This is a genomic window from Curtobacterium sp. PhB78, assembly GCF_003751685.1.
Lineage (GTDB): Bacteria > Actinomycetota > Actinomycetes > Actinomycetales > Microbacteriaceae > Curtobacterium.
In genome coordinates this window covers 273,291-287,319 of record NZ_RKIA01000004.1, presented here as the reverse complement: position 1 = coordinate 287,319, position 14,029 = coordinate 273,291, and the positions used below count along the sequence as shown (strand labels likewise).

The following is a 14,029-nucleotide window of genomic DNA, read 5'->3' as shown; positions in this document are numbered from 1 at the left end:
GCCAGCTGGCACCGTGCCTCCCGTCCGTCAGGTGGTGGACCGGGGCTCACGCCCCCGCGTCCACCGGACTACGCCTCGACCGCCACGGTCTCCGGGTCCTCGTTCGAACCCGGCGCGCTCGGCACGACCGCGGCGCGCACGCGCGCACCGAGGTCGGCGTCAACGTTCGTCCAGTACGCGAACACGCGCTCGCGCAGGTCGTCGCGCGTCACCTTCGAGACGTGACCGGCGATGTTGCCGACCAGGCGCTCACGGGCGGCGTCGTCGAGGACCTCTCGGACGAGCGTGCCGGCCTGGCCGAAGTCGTCGTCCTCCGGGTGCAGGGTCGCGGCGGAACGCTGCAGCGCACCGTCCGACTCCCAACCGGGCACGTCGTCGGTCGCGGTCGGGTCGGCGTGTGCGCCGCCGAGCGAGTTCGGCGCGTACACGGGCACCTCGGACTTCTGGAAGTCGAAGCGCATCGCGCCGTCCTTCGAGTACGAGTGCACCTCGTTCTTCGGGGCGTTCACCGGCAGCTGCGCGTGGTTGGTGCCGACGCGGTAGCGGTGGGCGTCCGCGTAGCTGAAGATGCGCGCCAGGAGCATCTTGTCGGGGCTCGCCGCGATGCCGGGCACGAAGTTCGACGGGGCGAACGTCGCCTGCTCGATCTCGGCGAAGTAGTTCTCCGGGTTGCGGTTGAGCTCCATCGTGCCGACCTCGATGAGCGGGTAGTCCGCGTGCGGCCACACCTTCGTCAGGTCGAACGGGTTGAAGCGGTAGGTCGCGGCGTCCTCGTAGGGCATGACCTGCACCTTGAGGGTCCAGCGCGGGAAGTCGCCACGCTCGATCGCGGCGTGCAGGTCACGGATGTGGAAGTCTGCGTCCTCGCCGGCGATGCGGTCGGCGTCCTCCTGCGTCAGGGTCTTGTGGCCCTGCTCGGTGATGAAGTGGTACTTCACCCAGAAGCGCTCGCCCTCGGCGTTGATCCACTGGTAGGTGTGCGAGCCGAAGCCGTCCATCTCGCGCCACGACGCGGGCAGGCCGCGGTCGCCCATCAGCCACGTGACCTGGTGCGCCGACTCGGGCGACAGGGTCCAGAAGTCCCACTGCATGTCGTGGTCGCGCAGGTGCGAGCCGGGCAGGCGCTTCTGCGAGCGGATGAAGTCCGGGAACTTGATGCCGTCGCGGATGAAGAAGACGGGGGTGTTGTTGCCGACGAGGTCGTAGTTGCCCTCGGACGTGTAGAACTTCAGCGCGAAACCGCGGGGGTCGCGCCACGTGTCGGGCGAACCCTGCTCACCGGCGACGGACGAGAAGCGCGTGAGCATCTCGGTCTGCTGGCCCGGCTGCAGGAATGCGGCGCGGGTGTACTTGCTGACGTCCTGCGTGACGGTGAAGGTACCGAAGGCGCCGCCGCCCTTCGCGTGGACGACCCGCTCCGGCACACGCTCGCGGTTGAACTGGGCGAGCTTCTCGACCAGGTAGTGGTCGTGCAGCGCGAGGGGGCCGTCGGCCCCGACGCCCATCGAGTGCTCGTCGCTCGAGACGGGAGCGCCGGAGTTGGTGGTCGTGGTGGGGGTGCCGGCCGGCTGGCCGGGCGTCGTGTTCTGGTCGGACACGGTTCCTCCTTGGGTGAAACGGTTGGTTCGGTCAGGGGTGCTCGGGTGGTTCAGGGGACGCGCGGGGCGTCGGGCGCGGCTGCGTCGCCGGCTGCGTCATCGCCCGCGTCGTCGCGCTCGGCCGCGGCGCACCGCTCGCAGATGCCCCAGTAGGTGACCTCGGCGGTGGTGACGGCGAAGCCGTGCGCGTCCGACGGGGTCAGGCAGGGCGAGTGCCCGACGGCACAGTCGACGTCCTCGATCGCGCCGCACAGGGTGCAGACGATGTGGTGGTGGTTGTCCCCGGTGCGTCGCTCGTACCGAGCGGGGCTGCCGGCCGGCTCGATGCGTCGGACGAGGCCGACGCCGGTCAGCGCAGCGAGCACGCCGTACACGGCCTGGTGGCTGGTCGTCGGGAGTTCCGCCGTGAGCGCCGTGACGATGTCGTCGGCGGTGGCGTGCGGCATCGATTCGGTGGCCCGCAGCACCGCGAGTCGCGGCGTCGTGACCCGGAGGCCCGAGGTGCGGAGCAGATCGGCGTCGGCGTCCATGCTGAGCCTTTCTTTTGCAAGAATCAAGACAACACGGCCACTGTACACGAGCCGTCGTGGCGCGTACCCGTCGGAACACATTCCGCGACCGGTATGCGACGTGTCACGATCTGGCGGCGATCACCTGGAGGGACCCTGGAACGATCGGTCTGCACGCTAACGTCCCGACATGTCCACGAGCCACGGCCTGTCTGAACAGGCGAACAGCGCACCGGACGTCCGGGGGATCATCGCGAAGCGGGACCTGGTCGTCGACCTCATCCGGACGGCCTGCGTCGTCCTCGTCGTCATCGTGCACGTCACGATGGTCGGCGTCGCCGCCGACGACCAGGGGGTCCGGGTGACGAGCCCCCTGCAGGAACTCCCGTGGTACGTCGCCGCCACCTGGGTCGGGCAGGTGATGCCCCTCTTCTTCGTGGTCGGCGGCTTCGCGAGCGCAGTCGGCTGGCGCAGCACCGTCGCCCGCGGTGCGCCGAGCCCTGCTCGCGACTACCTGGCCACCCGCCTCGTGCGCCTGTTCCGGCCAGCGGTCCCGCTGTTCGTGTTCCTCGCGCTCGGGCTCGGTGTGGCCACGGCCGTCGGCACCCCGCCGGACCTCCTCGCCGAGGTCGCGTTCGGCATCGGCTCACCGCTCTGGTTCCTCGCCGCGTACGGCATCACGCAGTGCTGCGTGCCGCTGATGATGCACCTGCACGAGCGGGCACCATGGGCCGCCCTCGGCGTCCTGCTGCTGCTCGCCGGAGCGGTCGACGCGATCCGCCTGGCCACCGGGGTCGCCGAGGTCGGACTGCTCAACCTCGGGCCGGTGTGGCTCTTCGCGCAGCAGCTCGGGTTCCTCTGGGCCGACGGGTGGTTCGCACGGCGGTCGAAGGCGCTCCTGCTCGCGGTGGCGGTCGTCGCCTACGCCCTGCTCGTCCCGATGACCTCGATCGGCTTGTGGGCACCGGACATGCTGCAGGACCTCAACCCGCCGATGCTCCCGCTGGCGTTCCTCGCGATCGCGCAGGCCTGCCTGGTCCAGCTCGTGCACGCCCCGCTCAGTCGCCTGATGCGCACCAGGGCCGCACTCGGAGCCGTGTTCGTCCTCGGCCGCGACGGCATGACCATCTACCTCTGGCACTTGCCGCTCTTCATCGCGCTGAACGGGGTCGCCCTGCTGGTCGGGGTGCCGTTCCCGTCGCCGGGCTCGGGCGGGTGGTGGGCGTCCCGGCTGATCGCGCTGGTCGCGGTGCTCGCCGTCGCGCTCGGGGTTGCTCGCGCGCTCCGTTGGTTCGACCGCCCGCTCCCCCGGCTGCTGCCCCCGGCCGACCGCCCGTCCTGGCCGGTCGTCGCTGTCGCTGCGCTCTGCACGATCGGTCCGGCGTTCCTGGTGATGCAGCTGCACCTGTCGTTCGGGGTCGCGGTCATCGGCGCCGTGGCCGTGCCGATCGGGGTGTGGTTGCTCTCGCGGACCACGCCCGCCCGGGGCGTCACCCGGATCTGAAACGGTTCTCACCGTTCGGGGCCACCCGGGCCTGCACCGGCACACGCGCCGGGCAGAGGATGGCGGCAGGCCGATCCCCTGGAGGCACCCGACGCCGTCGACACCCGAGTTCTGGAGCACCTGGCGGTTCGATCCCCTGTCCGCGGTGATGATCGCCGTCGCCGCGGTCGCCTACGGCTGGTGGGTCGTCGCTGCCGCACGTCGCGGCGCACGCTGGCCCTGGTGGCGCACCCTCGCGTTCGTCGCCGCACTGGTGCTGTTCGGGATCCTGCAGTTCGGCATCGTCGGCGTGTACGACCAGCAGCTGCGGTGGGCGTTCGTGCTGCGGTCCGCCCTGCTCTTCTTCGCGGTCCCCACCTTCGCCGCGCTCGGTGCGCCCGTCTCGTTGCTCCGGACAGGAGGCCCGGATCGCCTCACGCACGCCGCCGACGCCGCCATGCGGTCGCGTCCAGTGCGCCTGCTCGGCAACGCGATCGTCGCGCCGCTCGTCGCCCTCGTCCTGTTCGGCCTGTTGCTGACACTGTTCGCGGCGACCCTGCGCGAATCGTCCGTCTGGTCCGTCGTGATCACGGTGACGGTCCCGATGCTCGGGTTCGGGTTGCTCGCTCCGCTGTCGGAACCCGGGGTGCTGCGGTCGTCGACGTTCGTCACCGCGGAGTTCCTGCTCGCCTTCGTGGAGCTGATGATCGACGCGGTACCGGGCATCGTGCTCCGGATCACGAACCACGTGCTCGACGGGTCGGTGGTGCAGGCCGTGGGGCAGCCGTGGTTCCCGTCCCCGCTGCGCGACCAGCACCTGGCGGGCGACCTGCTGTGGTTCATCGCCGAGGTGGCGGACATCCCCGTGCTCATCTCGCTGTTCATCCGGTGGCAGCGGACCGATCGCCGCGAGGCCCACGCCGTCGACGCCCTGACCGACGAGCAGATCGACGAGTTGACGCGGGAGCACCTGCAGCGCCGGGGTTGAGCGCGCGGGCGGGGCGCCGACCCGGAACGACGACCTCGATGTCGTACGACGTCGAGGGTGTCGCACCCCCGCGGCCGCAACTGTTGCAGACGCGGGACTGCGACGAACCCGTTGTCGTACGACGTCGACGGTGTCGCACCCCCGCGGCCGCAACGACTGCGCCGGGACCCCGGCTACACGCGGGCCCCGGGCCGCTCGTGGGAGCAGCCCGGGGCCCGGGTGGTCGGCGCGGGTCAGGCGTCGGCGTGCTTGCCGTGGTGGTCGATGGCGGCGAGCTCGGCCTCGGCCGTCGCCGGAGCAGCGGCCGCAGCGTGCACGCCGTGCTCGGTCGGCTTCGCGTCGCCCTCGGCCGGCGCAGTGCCCTCCGCGTCGGGCTGCGCGGTCACGCCACCGGTCTGCTGCCAGGCGACGGTCTGCTTCGGCTTCGCCAGGAACAGCGCCGCCACGATCGCCGCGATGAGCACGATCGCCGGAAGGAACAGCGACTCACCCATGGCCCGCGAGAACGGCTCGAGCAGGAACCCGGGCAGCCCGCCGACCTGCTGCTCGGCACCACCGGCGGAGGTCCCACCGGTCGAGGCCGGGAAGTTCGCGGTGATCCGGGCCTCCATCAGCGCCGCGATGCCGGCCGAACCGAGCACGGCACCGATCTGGCGCGTGGTGTTGTAGACGCCCGAGCCGGCACCGGCCAGCTTCGGCGGCAGGTTGCGCGTCGCCGAGACGGACAGCGGACCCCACATGCAGGCGTTGGCGATGCCGAGGAGCGCGCTCGGCAGGAGCACCCATCCCCAGTCGGCACTCGACGACAGCAGGGCTCCGAACCAGAACAGCCCGGCCGAGAAGCACGCGAGGCCGAACGCGGCGACCCAGCGCGGGTTCCACCGGTTGAGGTTCTTGCCGACGAGCGGTGCGAGGCCGGCGGACAGCACGGCCTGCGGCACGAGGAGCAGTGCAGCCTGGGTCGGCGAGAACCGCAGGACGTCCTGCGCCCAGAGCATGATCGGCAGCGCGAACGAGGCGATCGCGACACCGACGGCCGTGATGGCGACGTTGGCCAGGGTGAAGTTGCGGTCCTTGAACAGGCCGAGAGGCAGCAGCGGCTCGCCCTTCTGCACGCCCTGCCAGACGACGAACCCGGCGAGCACCACGAGCCCGACGATGATGAGCGACCACACCGAGATCGGTCCGGCGATGGTGCCCCAGTCGTAGGTCTCGCCTTCCTGGATGCCGAAGACGAGCAGGAACAGGCCCGCTGCGGACAGGAAGATGCCGAGGTAGTCGAAGCGGTGCCCGTGGCGGTCGAACGACGGCACGAAGCGCTGCGCGAGCACGAATGCCACGACACCGACGGGGACGTTCACGAAGAAGATCCACTCCCAGCCGAAGCCGTCGACGAGCAGGCCACCGACGATCGGGCCGACGAGCGAGGCGACACCGGCGACGGCGCCCCAGAGACCCATCGCGGCACCGCGGTTCTGCGGCGGGAAGATGCGCGTGATGACGGACATCGTCTGCGGGCTCATCATCGCGGCGCCGAGGCCCTGCACGACGCGGGCCACGATGAGCATCTCGATCGAGCCGGCCAGACCGCACCAGAGGCTGGCGAGCGTGAACACCACGAGGCCGATCTGGTACATGACCTTCGGGCCGAAGCGGTCACCGAGGCGGCCGGTGATGAGCAGCGGCACCGCGTAGGCGAGCAGGTACGCGCTCGTCACCCAGATCACGGAGTTGATGTCCGCGTCGAGCTTCTGGGCGATGGTGGGGGTGGCGACCGACACGATGGTCGAGTCGACGAGGATCATGAAGAAGCCGACGACGAGCGCCCAGAGGGCGGGCCACGGCTTCTTCTCGGTCGTCCGCGGAGGCGTGACGGTGGTCATCGAGTGGTGTCCTTGCTGTTCGTGGGGAAGTCAGTGTCTGTGGGGACGGCCGGGCCGTCCCACGGGAGGTCGCCGCTGGCGATGCGGTCGACGGTGGTGCTGAGCCACTCGATCTGCGCGGCGAGCATCGCACGGACGTACGACACGTCGAGCCAGTACCGCTCGGTCAGCTGCTTGGCCTGCACGCGCTGGAGTGCCTGGTCGTAGTCGTCGCGCTCCTGTTCGAGTGCGACGATCCGGGCCCGGACGGCATCGACCGCCTCGGTGTGCGGCAGGTTCTCGAGCACGGAGAGGGCCAGGTGGAACTCCGGGTACTCGTCCGCGGGCTCCGCCACCATGCGGCGGAGGCCGTACGCGAGCGCTGCGCGACCGGCGTCGGTGATCGTGTAGGTGGTGCGTTCCGGCCGGTTGCCGTCGCGGTCGGTGCCCACGACCTCGGCGAACCCGAGCTCGGCGAGGCGGCCGACCTGGTGGTACAGGGTGCCCGGGCGGACCTTGACGTTCCGCTCCTCCTGCCGGTGGACCATCGTCTGGAACATCTCGTACGGGTGCATCGGTGCCTCGTTCAGCAGGTCGAGCGCGGCGAACGCGAGGGGCGTGAGCGACGCCATGCGGGCCTCCTGACGGATCGATGCGGCAGTCTTCCGACTGGACTATTCGACTTCGAATATACGGAGTCGAACACAGGTGAGCAAACGCACAGCACGTTCTCCACAGGAGGCCCGGATCCGTCCCGGCGTGTCGCGCGCGCCCCGTAGACTGGTCGCGTCCCCCACCCCTGAAGCGCTGGAGAGAACACGTGCCAACGATCGTCGTCGAGGTCATGCCCAAGGCTGAGATCCTCGACCCCCAGGGCAAGGCGGTGGGCAACGCCCTCGCCCGTCTGGGCAAGGCCGACCTGACCAACGTCCGCATCGGCAAGCGCTTCGAGGTGACCGTCGACGGCCCCGTCGACGACGCCAAGCTGGCCGAGGTCCGCGACATCGCCGCCGACGTCTTCTCGAACGCGGTCATCGAGGACGTCGTCTCCGTGACCGTCGAAGGTCAGTGACCCGGATGCGCATCGGCGTCATCACCTTCCCCGGCTCCCTCGACGACCGTGACGCCCAGCGCGCGGTCCGTCTCGCCGGTGCCGACCCCGTCGCCCTCTGGCACGGCGACCACGACCTGCAGGGCGTCGACGCCATCGTGCTGCCCGGCGGGTTCTCGTACGGCGACTACCTGCGCGCCGGAGCGATCGCCGCGAAGGCGCCGATCATGGCCGAGGTCATCGACGCCGCCGGCAAGGGCATGCCCGTGCTCGGCATCTGCAACGGTTTCCAGATGCTGGCCGAGGCCCGCCTGGTCCCCGGGGCCCACACCCGCAACGCGCACCAGCAGTTCATCCGCCGCGACCAGAAGCTCCGCGTCGAGACCACCTCGACCGCCTGGACCTCCGGGTTCACCGCGCAGCAGGAGATCACGATCCCGCTCAAGAACGCCGACGGCCGGTTCGTCGCCGACGCCGACGAGATCAAGCGCATCGAGGACAACGGCCAGGTCGTGTTCCGCTACGTCGGCGTGAACCCGAACGGGTCGATCGACGACATCGCCGGCGTCTCGAACGAGCGCGGCAACGTCGTGGGCCTGATGCCGCACCCCGAGCACGCGACCGAGCCCGGCTTCGGCCCGGACACCGCCGCTGCCATGGCCTCCGGCACGGACGGCCTCACCTTCTTCACCTCCGTGATCGAGTCGACGCTCGTCAAGTGACGGCCGCGACTCCAGTGACAGGGAACGACAACACCGTGACGACTTACGTGCGCCCGAAGCCCGACACCGTGCAGGATGCCGCGGCGACTCCCGACAAGGACCAGCCGTACGACGCGCTCGGCCTGAAGCCGGACGAGTACGCCCGCATCAAGGAGATCCTCGGCCGCCGCCCCACCTCGGGTGAGCTGGCGATGTACTCCGTCATGTGGTCCGAGCACTGCTCCTACAAGTCCTCGAAGAACTACCTCCGTCAGTTCGGCAAGAAGGTCACGCCGGAGATGACGAAGAACCTGATGGTCGGCATGGGCGAGAACGCCGGTGTCGTCGACGTCGGCAACGGCTGGGCGGTGACCTTCAAGGTCGAGTCGCACAACCACCCGTCCTACGTCGAGCCGTACCAGGGCGCCGCGACCGGTGTCGGCGGCATCGTCCGCGACATCATCTCGATGGGTGCCCGCCCGGTCGCCGTGATGGACCAGCTCCGCTTCGGCGCGATCGACCACGAGGACACCGCACGCGTCGTGCACGGCGTCGTCGGTGGCATCTCGTTCTACGGCAACTGCCTCGGCCTGCCGAACATCGGCGGCGAGACCTACTTCGACCCGGTGTACCAGGGCAACCCGCTCGTCAACGCCCTCGCGGTCGGCGTCCTGCGGCACGAGGACCTGCACCTGGCGAACGCGTCCGGAGCCGGCAACAAGGTCGTGCTGTTCGGTGCCCGCACCGGTGGCGACGGCATCGGTGGCGCGTCGATCCTGGCGTCCGACACCTTCACCGAGGGCGGCCCGACCAAGCGTCCCGCCGTCCAGGTCGGCGACCCCTTCGCCGAGAAGGTCCTGATCGAGTGCTGCCTCGAGCTGTTCCAGAAGGAACTGGTCGAGGGCATCCAGGACCTCGGCGCCGCGGGCATCTCCTGCGCCACGTCCGAGCTCGCGAGCAACGGCGACGGCGGCATGCACATCTCGCTCGACGACGTCCTGCTGCGGGACCCCACGCTCACGGCCGAAGAGATCCTGATGTCGGAGAGCCAGGAGCGCATGATGGCGGTCGTCCGCCCCGACAAGCTCGACGAGTTCCTCGCCGTGGTCGGCAAGTGGGAGGTCGAGACCAGCGTCCTGGGCGAGGTCACCGGCACCGGCCGTCTCGTCATCGACTGGCAGGGCCAGGAGATCGTCAACGTCGACCCGCGCACCGTCGCCGTCGACGGCCCGGTCTACGACCGCCCGGTCGCCTACCCGACCTGGATCGACGCGCTGCAGGCCGACACCGCGGCGTCGCTCGACCGTCCGGCCGACGGCCCCGCGCTCAAGGCGCAGTTCCTCAGCCTGCTCGGTTCGCCGAACCTGGCGTCGAAGAACTGGGTCACGAACCAGTACGACACCTACGTGCTCGGCAACACGGCCCTGTCGTTCCCCGACGACGGCGGCATGATCCGCGTCGACGAGGAAACGGGTCTCGGCGTCGCGATCGCCACCGACGCCAACGGCCGCTACTGCCAGCTCGACCCGAAGCAGGGCGCGCGTCTGGCCCTGGCCGAGGCGTACCGGAACGTCGCCGTGACCGGTGCCGTCCCCGCTGCGGTCACCGACTGCCTGAACTTCGGCTCCCCCGAGAACCCCGAGGTCATGTGGCAGTTCTCCGAGGCGGTCGAGGGACTGGCCGACGGCTGCATGGAGCTCGGCATCCCGGTCACCGGCGGCAACGTGTCGTTCTACAACCAGACCGGCTCGACCCCGATCCACCCGACCCCGGTCGTCGGTGTGCTCGGTGTCATCGACGACGTCGCCAAGCGCGTCCCGTCGGGCTGGCAGGACGACGGCCACAACATCTACCTGCTCGGCACCACGAGCCTCGAGCTCGACGGGTCGGCCTGGGCCGGCACGGTGCACGGACACCTCGGCGGTCGTCCGCCGGCGGTGGACCTCGGTCGCGAGAAGGAGCTCGCCGAGCTGCTCTTCGCAGCGAGCGGCGAGCAGCTGCTGACGAGTGCGCACGACCTGGCGGACGGTGGCCTCGGCCAGTCGCTCGCCGAGTCGGTGCTCCGCTTCGGCCTCGGCGCCCGCGTGGTCCTCGACGAGCTCGAGTCCCGCGACGGCGTCGACACGGCGACCGCGCTGTTCTCCGAGTCGACCGGTCGCGTCATCGTGACCGTCCGGCGCGAGGACGACGTCCGCTTCCAGGGCCTGTGCGCCGGTCGGGGCTTCCCGGTCCTGCGCATCGGCGTGACCGACGCCACGTCGAACGCGCTCGAGGTCCAGGGTGCGTTCACTGCGACGCTCGACGAGCTCCGCGGCACGCACAACGCGACGCTGCCGGCCCGCTTCGGCGACGTGATCGTCGAGGACGTCACCGAGGGGTACGTCGGCCGCGGGCCACTCGACTCCGACGGTGCGTTCTCGCCGCGCACGGACTCCTAGGCCCGGCGGACACCGCGTGCCCATCGTCACCCTGCCCTTCGCGGAGCTCGTCGACCGGTTCGGCCCCGTGCCGGACGGCATCGAGCTGGACGTGTGGGACGTCGAGGCGCCGTACGGTCGCCCGGACGACGTCGCCATAACGTTCCTGCCGTTCTACTTCGGTGGACGGCACCGCTGGCAGTTCGTGCACGACCTGCCGGCGCTCGAGCTCCTGCAGCTGCCGAGCGCCGGCTACGAGCACGCGGTGCCGCACGTGCCCGGTCACGCCCAGCTGGCGAACGGTCGGGGGATCCACGACGACGAGACCGCCGAGCTCGCCGTCGGCCTGGCGCTGACCTCGCTGCGTGAGCTCGGAGCATTCCAGGCCGATCGCGCCAACGGTGTCTGGGACGCCCGGAAGACCCGTTCCCTGGCCGACCGCCGGGTCACGGTCGTCGGCTACGGCGCGATCGGGTCGGCGATCGCCACCCGGTTCGAGGCGTTCCGCACCGAGGTCACCGTGGTGGCCCGCACCGCTCGCGACCAGGACGGTCGCCACGTGCACGCGTTCGGCGAGCTGCCCGAGCTGGCACCGACGACGGACGTCCTCGTGCTCATCGCGCCGCTGACGGACGAGACCGAACGGCTGGTCGACGCCGAGCTGCTGGCCGCGCTGCCCGACGGCGCCCTGGTGGTGAACGTCGCCCGTGGCAAGGTCGTCGACACCGATGCGCTGGTGGCGGAGCTGCAGTCCGAGCGGCTGTTCGCGGCGCTCGACGTCACCGACCCCGAGCCCCTGCCAGACGGCCACCCGCTGTGGACGACGCCGAACACGGTCCTCACGCCGCACGTCGGGGGCAACACCGACCTGAGCGTCCCGCGGTCGATCGAGCTGATGCGTCGGCAGGTCGCCGCGCTGGCCGAGGGTCGCCCGTTCGAGAACCTGATCGAGCGCTAGCGACCTGTCGGCGTCAGTCCAGTCGGAGTGCCATGCCGAGACTCGGCGCGACGTCGTCGAACCCGAGCGATCGGTACAGCCGCTGACCGGGCGGATCCCCGACGAGCGTGACGTAGGCCCCGGCGGGTGCTCGGTCGCGGACGTCCTCGAGCAGCCACTCGACCACACGGCGTCCGAGCCCACGGCGCTGGTGGTCGGGATCGGTGGCGATGTCGGCGATGTGGAAGTACCACCCGCCGTCGCCGATCGTCCGGCCCATTGCCACCGGTGTGCCGCCGGCGTCCACGACGTGGCACGCCGACCAACTGCCGGCGATTGCCCCGGCGCCCTGCTCGGCGTTCTTCGGTGAGAGTCCGGAGTCCTGGCGCAGACGCAGGTAGTCCGCCAGCGGCGGTGCCCCGACGACCAGGGTGTACGGGTCGACCTCGGTCACGGTCAGAGCGGGACGATGCACGTCGGGGTCCCGACGGCGATCTGCTCCACGGCCTCGCCCGGCACACCGTCGGCACCGATCGGCAGCACGGCGATGGCGTCCGACCGCTCGTTGGCGACGAGCACGTACCCCGGCACCCGGGCGAAGTGCCGCGGCCAGGCTCCCCCGCACGACGCGGACCCGACGAGCGCGAGCCCGTCGTCGGCAGCGTCGAGCACCACGATCAGGTCGCGGCCACGGACGGCGACGGTGACGAGTCCGGCGTCGTCGACCTCGATGTGGCTGAGGAGCGACTCCCCCACCGCACCCTCGAACGTCGGGGTTGAGGCGATCGTCACGAGCGAGCCGGACTCGTCGCGGCGGAGTCGGTGGACCGCGCCGTCGAGCTCACCGGCGACGAACAGGTCGCCTGCGTACCAGGCCAGGTGCCGTGGGCCGACGCCGGGCGCCACGTGGTGCACGCCCAGCGCCTCGAGCGTGGGGACGCCGTCGGCCGACACGGTCACGCGGAACTCGTGCAGCGCGTCGCCACCGAGGTCGGCGACGAGCACCGTGCCGTCCGGCGTCGCGACGGACTGGTGCGCGTGCGGCGCATCCTGCCGGTCCTGCACCGGGCCGGTGGCGGCGGGCAGGGTCGCGACGGCGATGGCCGAGGCGGGGACGGCGAGCCGGTCGGTTCGGCCGTGCACGCCGTCTGCGGGCAGGACGACGCCGTCGCTCGCGAGGACCGAGGCGGAGAACGACTCGGCCGCCGCCAGGGACACGGCGGTGACGGTGCCGGAGACGTAGTTGGTGACGATGAGCGCCCCGGACGGGTCGACCCGCAGGTGGCACGGGGCGTCACCGCCGGCGGAGGCGTCCCACAGGTGTTCGAGCGCGCCGTTCTGCATCCGGAAGGCGGAGACGCCGCCGTCGTTCGTCTCGGACACGGCGTAGACACGGTCGCCCGACACGGCGAGGAACGAGGGATCGTCGAGCACCGCGACGGTACGAGCGACCGCGTCGGCACGAGCGACCGCGACCGTACGAGCGCCCGCGCGGGCAGCGCCGCCGTCGACCAGGGAGATGCCGGTCGCGTTCCCGCCGCCGGTGGCGGTGTAGGAACCGACGAGCAGGGTCGGCAGGTCGACGCTCATTCGTCGCGCCCGGCGATGCGCTCGTGGTGGTGGATGACCTCGGCGACGATGAAGTTGAGGAACTTCTCGGCGAACGCGGGGTCGAGGTGCGCCTCGGCGGCGAGACTCCGGAGCCGTGCGACCTGGATCTGTTCCCGGTCCGGGTCGGCGGCGGGCATGCCCGATTCGGCCTTCAGGTGCCCCACTCGCTGGGTGTACTTGAAGCGCTCGGCGAGCATGTGGATGACGGCGGCGTCGATGTTGTCGATGCTCTGCCGGATGCTCCGGAGTTCGGCGACAGCCGTCGCTTCGGCCGTCGCTTCGGGCTCGGGCGGGGTGACGTCGTCGCTCATGCCCCGAGCCTACTGGCGGACGCGCAGCCGAACCCCGCCGACGCCTGCGAGAATGAGCACATGTCGGTCTTGCTCGTGATCTCGGGCGTGTGTGCGGTCCTCGCTGGCCTCGTCCACGTGTACATCTGGTTCCTCGAATCCATCATCTGGACGAGTCCACGCGCCCGCAAGGTGTTCGGCATCGCGACCGAGACCGAGGCCGACGCGACCCGCTCCCTCGCGTTCAACCAGGGGTTCTACAACCTGTTCCTGGCGATCGGCGCGATCCTTGGTGTCGTGCTGGTGCTGGCGGGCAACACCGCGACCGGCTGGACCCTCGTCGTGTTCTCGACCGCGAGCATGCTCGGCGCCGCGGTGATCCTGGTCGGCTCCGGCCGCAAGTACGTCAACTCCGCGTTCAAGCAGGGCACGCTCCCGCTGATCGCGCTGCTCTTCGCGCTGCTCGGCTCGAGCTTCCCCGTCTGAGCCGTCTCGACCAGATCGTCAGCCCCGCCACGCAAAAGCGACAGGGTGCCACCGAAGTTCGGCGGCACCCTGTCGCTTTTGCGGGTGAGAAAAGGC

General features: G+C 70.6%; 14 protein-coding genes. 7 read left to right on the top strand and 7 right to left on the bottom strand.

The window, feature by feature from the left end:
- Window positions 1-68: 68 nt before the first annotated feature.
- Together EDF53_RS11160 and EDF53_RS11155 are read right to left on the bottom strand one after the other, a co-directional pair.
- Window positions 69-1,598, bottom strand: a complete 1,530-nt coding sequence (locus tag EDF53_RS11160) for a catalase (RefSeq protein ID WP_123293639.1) — start codon at window positions 1,596-1,598, stop codon at window positions 69-71.
- A gap of 50 nt (window positions 1,599-1,648) precedes the next feature.
- Window positions 1,649-2,128 carry a Fur family transcriptional regulator gene (locus tag EDF53_RS11155; RefSeq protein ID WP_123293638.1) on the bottom strand — a complete coding sequence of 160 codons (480 nt, stop codon included), beginning with the start codon at window positions 2,126-2,128 and terminating at the stop codon, window positions 1,649-1,651.
- A 169-nt stretch (window positions 2,129-2,297) separates the two neighbouring features.
- Here EDF53_RS11155 and EDF53_RS11150 point away from each other — a divergent pair, with 169 nt between their 5' ends.
- A complete protein-coding gene (locus EDF53_RS11150) occupies window positions 2,298-3,611 on the top strand; it encodes an acyltransferase (protein ID WP_123293637.1) in 1,314 nt (437 codons plus the stop codon).
- A 148-nt stretch (window positions 3,612-3,759) separates the two neighbouring features.
- Window positions 3,760-4,578, top strand: a complete 819-nt coding sequence (locus EDF53_RS11145) for a cytochrome c oxidase assembly protein (RefSeq protein WP_123293636.1) — start codon at window positions 3,760-3,762, stop codon at window positions 4,576-4,578.
- Between the two features lie 233 nt (window positions 4,579-4,811).
- Here EDF53_RS11145 and EDF53_RS11140 read toward each other — a convergent pair whose 3' ends face one another.
- On the bottom strand, window positions 4,812-6,461 hold the full coding sequence (locus EDF53_RS11140) for a DHA2 family efflux MFS transporter permease subunit (protein WP_123293635.1): 1,650 nt from the start codon (window positions 6,459-6,461) through the stop codon (window positions 4,812-4,814).
- A complete protein-coding gene (locus tag EDF53_RS11135) occupies window positions 6,458-7,072 on the bottom strand; it encodes a PadR family transcriptional regulator (protein ID WP_123293634.1) in 615 nt (204 codons plus the stop codon). The genes EDF53_RS11140 and EDF53_RS11135 overlap by 4 nt, the downstream gene beginning before the upstream one ends.
- 188 nt (window positions 7,073-7,260) lie before the next feature.
- Between EDF53_RS11135 and purS the strand changes: the two genes are divergently transcribed.
- From purS to EDF53_RS11115, 4 genes are read left to right on the top strand one after another with little or no spacing between them, the layout of a single operon-like run.
- The gene (gene purS, locus EDF53_RS11130; protein WP_017886272.1) at window positions 7,261-7,512 is read left to right on the top strand and encodes a phosphoribosylformylglycinamidine synthase subunit PurS; all 252 of its coding nucleotides are present in this window, start codon (window positions 7,261-7,263) and stop codon (window positions 7,510-7,512) included.
- 5 nt (window positions 7,513-7,517) lie between these two features.
- The gene (gene purQ, locus EDF53_RS11125; RefSeq protein ID WP_111085606.1) at window positions 7,518-8,213 is read left to right on the top strand and encodes a phosphoribosylformylglycinamidine synthase subunit PurQ; all 696 of its coding nucleotides are present in this window, start codon (window positions 7,518-7,520) and stop codon (window positions 8,211-8,213) included.
- 35 nt (window positions 8,214-8,248) lie between these two features.
- Window positions 8,249-10,630, top strand: a complete 2,382-nt coding sequence (gene purL, locus EDF53_RS11120; protein ID WP_243692490.1) for a phosphoribosylformylglycinamidine synthase subunit PurL — start codon at window positions 8,249-8,251, stop codon at window positions 10,628-10,630.
- A 16-nt stretch (window positions 10,631-10,646) separates the two neighbouring features.
- The gene (locus tag EDF53_RS11115; RefSeq protein WP_165901503.1) at window positions 10,647-11,567 is read left to right on the top strand and encodes a 2-hydroxyacid dehydrogenase; all 921 of its coding nucleotides are present in this window, start codon (window positions 10,647-10,649) and stop codon (window positions 11,565-11,567) included.
- A gap of 13 nt (window positions 11,568-11,580) precedes the next feature.
- Here EDF53_RS11115 and EDF53_RS11110 read toward each other — a convergent pair whose 3' ends face one another.
- Genes EDF53_RS11110 through EDF53_RS11100 form a run of 3 tightly spaced genes read right to left on the bottom strand, consistent with a single transcriptional unit; the run spans window position 11,581 to window position 13,468 of the window.
- A complete protein-coding gene (locus EDF53_RS11110) occupies window positions 11,581-12,000 on the bottom strand; it encodes a GNAT family N-acetyltransferase (RefSeq protein WP_123293631.1) in 420 nt (139 codons plus the stop codon).
- A gap of 2 nt (window positions 12,001-12,002) precedes the next feature.
- Entirely contained in the window at window positions 12,003-13,136 is a 1,134-nt protein-coding gene (locus tag EDF53_RS11105; RefSeq protein WP_123293630.1) for a beta-propeller fold lactonase family protein, read from the bottom strand.
- Window positions 13,133-13,468, bottom strand: coding sequence for a chorismate mutase (locus EDF53_RS11100; RefSeq protein WP_123293629.1), 336 nt, complete (start codon window positions 13,466-13,468; stop codon window positions 13,133-13,135). Before EDF53_RS11100 ends, EDF53_RS11105 begins: the two co-directional genes overlap by 4 nt.
- Window positions 13,469-13,528: 60 nt before the next feature.
- On the opposite strand from EDF53_RS11100, the gene EDF53_RS11095 reads away from it, so the two are divergent.
- The gene (locus EDF53_RS11095; protein WP_123293628.1) at window positions 13,529-13,933 is read left to right on the top strand and encodes a DUF1304 domain-containing protein; all 405 of its coding nucleotides are present in this window, start codon (window positions 13,529-13,531) and stop codon (window positions 13,931-13,933) included.
- Window positions 13,934-14,029 lie beyond the last annotated feature (96 nt).

Excerpts from the sequence above, each read along its gene's own strand:
- EDF53_RS11155 (WP_123293638.1), bottom strand. The coding sequence starts at position 2,128 with ATGGACGCCGACGCCGATCTGCTCCGCACCTCGGGCCTCCGGGTCACG.
- EDF53_RS11150 (WP_123293637.1), top strand. The coding sequence starts at position 2,298 with ATGTCCACGAGCCACGGCCTGTCTGAACAGGCGAACAGCGCACCGGAC.
- EDF53_RS11145 (WP_123293636.1), top strand. The coding sequence starts at position 3,760 with ATGATCGCCGTCGCCGCGGTCGCCTACGGCTGGTGGGTCGTCGCTGCC.
- EDF53_RS11140 (WP_123293635.1), bottom strand. The coding sequence starts at position 6,461 with ATGACCACCGTCACGCCTCCGCGGACGACCGAGAAGAAGCCGTGGCCC.
- EDF53_RS11135 (WP_123293634.1), bottom strand. The coding sequence starts at position 7,072 with ATGGCGTCGCTCACGCCCCTCGCGTTCGCCGCGCTCGACCTGCTGAAC.
- purQ (WP_111085606.1), top strand. The coding sequence starts at position 7,518 with ATGCGCATCGGCGTCATCACCTTCCCCGGCTCCCTCGACGACCGTGAC.
- EDF53_RS11105 (WP_123293630.1), bottom strand. The coding sequence starts at position 13,136 with ATGAGCGTCGACCTGCCGACCCTGCTCGTCGGTTCCTACACCGCCACC.
- EDF53_RS11100 (WP_123293629.1), bottom strand. The coding sequence starts at position 13,468 with ATGAGCGACGACGTCACCCCGCCCGAGCCCGAAGCGACGGCCGAAGCG.
- EDF53_RS11095 (WP_123293628.1), top strand. The coding sequence starts at position 13,529 with ATGTCGGTCTTGCTCGTGATCTCGGGCGTGTGTGCGGTCCTCGCTGGC.